3 protein-coding genes and 1 pseudogene are annotated in these 6,943 nt (G+C 69.3%); 2 read left to right on the plus strand and 2 right to left on the minus strand.

The genetic code is table 11. From position 1 onward, the window contains the following. A pseudogene (locus tag I6U14_RS15065) lies at positions 1-1,793 on the plus strand (hypothetical protein); the annotation flags it as partial. Positions 1,794-2,013: 220 nt separating this feature from the next. Here I6U14_RS15065 and I6U14_RS15070 read toward each other — a convergent pair. Further along, positions 2,014-2,493 (minus strand): cytochrome P460 family protein, encoded by a 480-nt coding sequence (locus I6U14_RS15070; RefSeq protein ID WP_296900340.1) that lies wholly within the window; start codon positions 2,491-2,493, stop codon positions 2,014-2,016. A 130-nt stretch (positions 2,494-2,623) separates the two neighbouring features. Here I6U14_RS15070 and I6U14_RS15075 point away from each other — a divergent pair, with 130 nt between their 5' ends. Beyond that, a complete protein-coding gene (locus I6U14_RS15075) occupies positions 2,624-3,184 on the plus strand; it encodes a MarR family winged helix-turn-helix transcriptional regulator (protein ID WP_296900341.1) in 561 nt (186 codons plus the stop codon). A gap of 53 nt (positions 3,185-3,237) precedes the next feature. Here the strand turns inward: I6U14_RS15075 and I6U14_RS15080 are convergent, their stop codons facing one another. Further along, on the minus strand, positions 3,238-6,405 hold the full coding sequence (locus tag I6U14_RS15080) for an efflux RND transporter permease subunit (RefSeq protein WP_296900342.1): 3,168 nt from the start codon (positions 6,403-6,405) through the stop codon (positions 3,238-3,240). Between the last annotated feature and the right edge of the window lie 538 nt (positions 6,406-6,943).

Here is a 6,943-nt window from a genome sequence, read left to right on the forward strand (position 1 = left end):
GGTGTCGGGGTGTGTGGGGTGCGGGGGGGGGGCGGCGGCGCCGCGCCCTCCGCGCCCCCGCCCGCCCCCGGTGCGGGGGCGCCGCGTGGGCCGGGGCGCCCCTCGGCCGCTGTCTGCCGGTTTGGCCCGGCCTCGGCGCGGCCGGCAGCCGCCAGGCGCGGGACAGCCGCGAACGCCGGCTGGAGGCCCTGCTGCAGCTTGAGGGTCTCACGGTCAGCTGGGCCCAGCTCGATCGGGTGCTGCTGCCGGCCCGCGTGCCCGGCTACCGCTCCGAAGACCTCGACATGCTCGCGGCCACCGGGCAGATCGTCTGGGTGGGGCGGGGCGCTGCCGGGCCCAAGGATGGGAAGATTGCTGTGTATCGGCGGGAGAATGTTGGTTTGATAGGCGCTAGGGGCGAGGGACGAGGAGCGAGGGGCGAGGGGCTAGGGACGATGCGCAAGGGCGCAGGGGTGAGGGCTGAGGGGCGCGGTGATGGGGATACGGCCTGTCGCGCAGATCCATCGACCTCAGGGGGAAGCTCCGATGCCGTGGCCTTCGGCTCCAGGGCGCTGGCGGATGACTTGGCGGACCAACTGCGCGGGGCACTCTTGGATCAGCTCCACCGCCGCGGCGCCTGCTTCCTGATGGACCTGCAAGGTGCAGCGGAGCCGGTAATCGAGCGGGTCGGCATCGGCGCCGCCGCCGGCCGGGAGGCGTTCGACAGCGCGCTCTGGGACCTGGTCTGGGACGGGCTCGTCACCAACGACACCTTCGCGCCGCTGCGGGCACTCGCCGCCGGCAAGGGTAAAGCTGCGGGTCGCTCAGGCGGGCAGCGTGGCCGGCGCGTTGCTGGTGCCGGCCTGCGCGGGAGCCTGGGCCGCGGCGGTGGCGCCGGCCAGACCGGCAGCCAGCCTGGCGGCTTCGCCGGCGGTCGCTGGTCGCTTGTGGCGGACCTCGGCGCCGATGACGGGATCACCGACACCGAGCGCATCCTGCTCACGGCCCGCCTGCGGCTGGAGCGCTACGGGATCGTGAGCCGCGAGGCCGTGGCTGCGGAGAATATCCCCGGCGGCTTCGGCCCCATCTATAAAGTGCTGAAGGAGCTGGAGGAGGGCGGCCAGGTGCGCCGCGGGCACTTCGTCGAGGGCCTATCCGGTGCCCAGTTCGCGCTGCCTGGCGCGGTCGAGCGCCTGCGCGCTGCCCGCGAGGATGAGCCGCCTATGGACGGCTACACCGAGGACGACGTGCGCATCCTGCCAGCCGCCGATCCGGCCAATCCTTTTGGTGCCTTGCTGGACTGGCCGCAGACTGCGGTGGTGGATGCGGCCAGTCGCGGCAGGGATGCCGCTCCCACAGAGGCCAGTCGCGGCAAGGATGCCGCTCCCACGGGCACCGGCGGCACGCGCGCGGTTGATCGTGGCGGGGACGCCGCTCCCACGGGACGCGGGGCCGGTGTCGCCAAGCAGGCGCCCAAGCGCAGCACCGGCGCCTGGCTCATCCTGGTCGCGGGCAAGCCCGTGCTTTACCTGGCCGCCAACGGCCGCCAGCTCCTGAGCTTTCCAGGGAGTGTCACGGACACCGGCCGCGAGCTGGACCTCGCGGCCGGCGCGCTGCACAGGATCCCGTCCGGGCGCAAGCGCCTGCTTATCCAGCACATCGACGGGGAGCCGGCGCTGGAATCCCCGCTGCGCGAGACCCTCATCGCTGCCGGCTTCGAGCCCGACTACGACGCCCTGGCTCCGGCCCGCTTCCGTCCCACCGGCACCGGCCGGGATCCGAATGCCGTTGCCTGTGCGGGGCCGCGTCGCTAGCTCGGCCGGCTCCCGTCCAGGGTCCGGCTGACCGTTGGCGGTGGGGCCATCCTAGGTCAGGCAAACGGGCGCGGCGTTCCATAGCTCGGCCCTGTTCGTAGTACCGGTTTCCTCATCCGCTGACCCCGGCAGCCTGCACGCCCGGCTCGCCGCCCGCGCCCGTCAAGGCGGCTCAACATGAAGGCCCTGGCTGCGAGGCCAGACTTGGACGTGCTGATCCTCAATCCCGCCACTGCGTAAACACGTAACCCCGCGCCGCCACGTCTTCGTGGCAGCTGTAGCAGCCGGCGCCGCCGTCGTTGACCATGCGCGCGGTTCGGCTGTCGCCTTGCCAGGCCTCGAAACCCCAGCCGCCGGTGTCGGCGTACCGCTCGGCGTTCTTCAGCATGATGCCGAGCAGCACGCGCTCGCCCTCGGTGGACGCGTTGTCGGCGGTGTTGTACGCCAGCTGATCGAAAACGAAGATGGCGCCGTCGGCGTAGTCGCCGCTGGCCAGCCCAGCGCGGGCGGCGTCGTTGGCATAGACGTGGTGGATCCCTTGGAACGGCTGCGCCAAAGGGTGGCCCGGGTGAATCACCATGGACTTGACGTGGGTCCAGTTGCGGTAGTCTTTTGGGTAGTCCGGCGGCTCGGCGGCGTTTGTGCCGAACGCGCCCAGCGCGAGGGCAGCGCCGATGCCGATGAGCAAGTTGCGATGCATGGCGGTGGTCTCCTATTGGCAGCTGTTGTTCATATAGTATCGAGTCGATACGGAATCTGAGCCTAGACGGCCCTGAGCTGCCCGTCAAGAAAGTTTCGACAAGAAACTAACGGCACACTAAGCTGGCGCCATGCCCATCGACGACACCCTGGAACGCCTCTGCAACCTGCTGCGCAGCGAGGCCCGCGTCGCCGGGACGCAGGCGGGGCTGCAGCCCATCCACTGGCAGACGCTGCGATATCTCGCCGCCTGCAACCGTTACTCCGACACTCCTCTCGCTGTGGCCGAGTTCCTCGGCCAGACCAAGGGCACTGTGTCGCAGAGCCTGAAGCTGTTGGTGGCGAAGGGACTGGTGTCCAAGCAACCGGATGCCGGGGATCGCCGCGTGGTGCATCTCGCACCCACTGACGCGGCCTTGGACCTCTTGGGGCGGGCCGCCTACACGCAGACGTTGCAGCAGGCGGCGGCGGGTTTGGACGATGGCAGCCGCGCCGCATTGGACACGGCCCTGACCGAGCTGCTCCTTGCGTTGCAGCTTGCTCACGGACGCCGGAGCTTCGGGGTCTGCGGCAGTTGCCGGTTCCACGAGCGCAGCGCTGCCGGCAGCCGCTGCCAGCTCACCGGTGAGCCGCTGTCAGCCGTCGACGCAAGCCGTATCTGCCGGGAGCACGAAAGCCCCGATGCGGCCTGACGGCTCAGGCTCATGGCCGCCGAGCACGCTCCGGTTGCCTGCCGCAAGCAGGCTCAGGGCGCGGAGGTATCACCGGGCGGTCGCGCGGGCGTACTCGTCCGCTCCTCTGCCAGAATCTTCTCCCGCGAGGTCCAGCCCAGGTCGTCGAAGACGGCGAACAGCGCGGGCACCACGAACAGCACCAAGAGCGTCGAGGCGAGCAGGCCGAAGACGATGCTGGTGGCGAGCGGGATCAGCACCTGCGCCTGGAGGCTGCGCTCAGCGAGCAGTGGCAGCAGCCCAGCGATCGTGGTGACCGATGTCAGCAGCACCGCCCGGAAGCGCTCACGGCTGGCGCGGCGGGCGGCCTCGGGTACGCTCATGCCCTCGCGCACGCGGATCTTCAGGAACTCCACCAACAGGATGGAATCGTTAACGACGATGCCGGACAGGGACACGAAGCCCATGATGCTCGGCATGGACAGCTCCAGGCCCATCAACAGGTGGCCGGCGACCACACCGACCAGCGCCAGCGGGATGGCGGCCATCACGGCGAAGGGCTCCAGCCAGGACCGGAACTGGAAGGCCAGCAACAGAAAGACCCCGAGCAGCCCGAGCCCGAAGCCCCGCAGCATGGAGCCGCCTGTCGCCCGGGCCTCCCGCGCCTGGCCCTCGAAGCCGAAATCGACGTCCGGGAAGCGCTGCGCGAGCTCAGGGATGAAGCGCTCCCGGGTGTCGGCGACGATCTCCGCCGCGTTGGCGGTCTCCGCGTCCACCTGACCGTAGACGGTGATGGTGCGCCGCCCATCGATGCGCTGGATTCGGGCATATCCGCGGGACTCGGTGAGGTCTGCAACGGCGCTGACCGGCACCTGGGCACCGGAGGGCAACTGAATCCGAAAATCGAGCAGGTCCCGCAGGCTCAAGCGATCGGCGTCGGCGAGGCCGACCTCGATCTCGTAAGACTCCCGGCCTACCTGGATCTCCCTGGCCTGGGCGCCCTGGAAGCCATCGCGTACCTGCCGCGCCACCATGGCGGCCGTCACGCCCAGCGACATGGCGCCGTCCTTCAGCCTGAGCGTCACCTCCGGCTTGCCGGGGCGCAGATCATCAGTCATGTCCTGGACGCCGGCGTAGCTGGCGAGCCAGCCCTGGAGCGCCACGGCCGCGGCCTTGAGCCGGTCCAGGTCATCGCCGAACAGGCGGATCTCCAGGTCTCGCCCGCCCGGGCCGATGGTGGGCTCGGTGAAGGTCAGGCTGATGACATCCGCCACAGGGCCCGTCAGCGTACGCCAGCGGTTGATGTAGTCCTGCATGCTGCCGGCGCGGCGCTCCGCCGTCAGCAGGTCGGCGCTGACGGTGGCGACGTGCGGGCCGGATTCGAAGGCGTCGGCGTTGGTGTTGTAGTGGACGCTGATTTGCTGCACCAGGGGCTCGGGCGCTCCGCCCGGGCCTGCAGGCTGCTCGGCCGTGAATTCCGCGTCGACTTGTTGCAGCGCCGTGGTGACCCGCTGCACGACGGCCTCGGTGCGCGAGAGCGGCGTGCCCTGGGGCAGCAGGATGCGGGCCTCCATGACATCCCCTTCGATGTCCGGAAAGGCGCGGAACTTGACCACTCCGGCGGCCATCGACGCGAGCGTCACGATGAGCAGAGCCACCACGCAGCCCAAAAAGAGGTAGCGCCCGGCCATGGCGCCGTCCACCGCGCCGCCCACCATGCGTTCCCGGACCCAGTCAATACCCTGCTCGAAGCGCACGCGCCAGCGCGGCGGCGTATCGCGTTCGTGTCCGGTGAGCGCGTGGCCCAGGTGCCGCGGCAGAATCAGAAATGCCTCCACCAGGCTCACCGCCAGCACCAGGATCAGCACGACAGGCAGCACCTTCAGCACCTGGCCGATGTCGCCGGATAGGAACGCGAGCGGACCGAAAACGGCGACCGTGGTGAGGAAAGACGCGATGACACCCGGCGCCACCTGTTTGGTGCCGTCCACTGCTGCGGTCATTGCGTTCTCGCCCTGGGCCAGCTTGGTGGCAATGTTCTCGGCAATGACGATGGCGTCGTCCATCAGCAGGCCGAGTGCGATCAGAAGCCCCACCATGCTGATCATGTTGATGGACAGCCCCAAGACGCCCATGAAGAAGAGCGCGCCCAGAAAGGCCACCGGCAGCCCCATGGCCACCCAGAAGGCGAAGCGCAGCCGAAAGAACAGCGCCATGGCCAAGGACACCAGCACCAAGCCTTGCAGGCCGTTGGTGGCCAGCATGGTGAGTCGGTCCTCGACGATGGAGCTCAAATTCTGGGTCAGCTGAAAGCGCACGCCAGGCGGCGCCACGGCACGCGCCTCGGCGAGGAAGGCATTGACCTCGGCCATCACGTCCAGGGTGTCCTGCTGCTTGGTCTTGGTGACCTGGAGCACGGCGGCGCGGCGGCCGTCGAACTCGATGCGGACTTCCGGGTCCTCGAAGCGGTCCGTCACCCGGGCCAGCTCGCCCAGGCGCACTTCGCCGCCGGCGGCAGCGCCCACCACTACAAGGTCCTCCAGCGCCTGCACGCTCTGGCGCTCGTCGTCGAAGCGAATCAGGATCTCCCGGTCGCGGTTCTCAATGCTGCCAGCGGGCAGGTCCAGCCCCTGATCGGCCACAGCCCGCATCAGGTCATCCACGCTCAGCCCATAGGCCAGCAGCGTCGCCCGGTGCACGGCGATGTGGAACTGGCTGTCGGCGAAGCCCTGCACGGTCACCTGCGAGATCCCGGGCCGCGTCCGCAGCCGGTCCTTCATCTGCTCCGCGTAGGCCTTCAGGTCTCGGTCCGCCATGGGGCCGGTGACGGCGATGGACACCACCCGGTCCATTCGCCCGAGCTGGGTGATGACGATGGTCTCGATGTCCTCAGGGAAGCGGTCGATGCCGTCCACCTCGGTCTTCACGTCATCCAGAAAGCGCGCAAAGTCCGCGCCTTCGGCCATCTCAGCGACCGCGGTGGCCATACCCTCGCGCGCCTCGCAGCGCACCTCGTGCAGGTCCGCGATGCCGGTGATGGCGTCCTCCAGCGGCCGGCAGATGGCGTTCTCGACATCCTCCGCCGCGGCGCCGGGGTAGGGCACCTGCACCTGCACCTCGGACGCCGCGAAGTCGGGGAAGGTCTCGCGCTTCAACTGCGGCAGGCTCACCAGCCCCAGCGCCAGGAACAGCACCATCAGCATGTTCGCGGCAGTGGGGTGGTGGGCGAAGTAGCGGATCATGCGCGGTGGCATCGGCTGTTCGGCACGGGAGTTCCTGGCGGCAGGGCCGGTGGCTGGGCATCGCGAGCTTAAGGAACGGTACTACCCGCGACCGCTTGCCATCATGGCGTATGCCCCGCGCGTTGTCAGGCAGATTGCCGGTTGGCGGCGGCACGCGTGCTTGGGGCAACACACGGACCTTGGTGCTGTGCAGCTGGTTCGGACCTTGAGCCATGCCGACGACAAGGCCGCTCGCAGGCCGGTGGCCGATCCAATTCCCCCAAAGAATGGGGTGTTTCCCGATGGGACCTCCTCGAGAGATCGCGTAGCGTGCTGTCAAGTGCGCTGGGCGGCTCGTGCCGAGCCCAGGCCGGGCTACAAACTGCGACGGGAGGCATCAAGCATGAAGGCTTGCAACGTGACGCTGGCGACGACGGCGCTGCTGGGGATGCTCATCCTGCCCGCCGCGCCGGCGGGGTTCCTCGCGGGCTTCCACGGCTGGGCGGAGGTGACCAACTGCCCGCCCTGCGCTGCCCCCCCGAGCCCCACCGTGTACACC

This window comes from Thiohalocapsa sp. (genome assembly GCF_019695415.1).
Lineage (GTDB): Bacteria > Pseudomonadota > Gammaproteobacteria > Chromatiales > Chromatiaceae > Thiohalocapsa.

What these genes read in the sequence shown, in the direction of transcription:
- I6U14_RS15070 (WP_296900340.1), bottom strand. Translation starts at nt 2,493, where the DNA reads ATGCATCGCAACTTGCTCATCGGCATCGGCGCTGCCCTCGCGCTGGGC.
- I6U14_RS15075 (WP_296900341.1), top strand. Translation starts at nt 2,624, where the DNA reads ATGCCCATCGACGACACCCTGGAACGCCTCTGCAACCTGCTGCGCAGC.
- I6U14_RS15080 (WP_296900342.1), bottom strand. Translation starts at nt 6,405, where the DNA reads ATGATCCGCTACTTCGCCCACCACCCCACTGCCGCGAACATGCTGATG.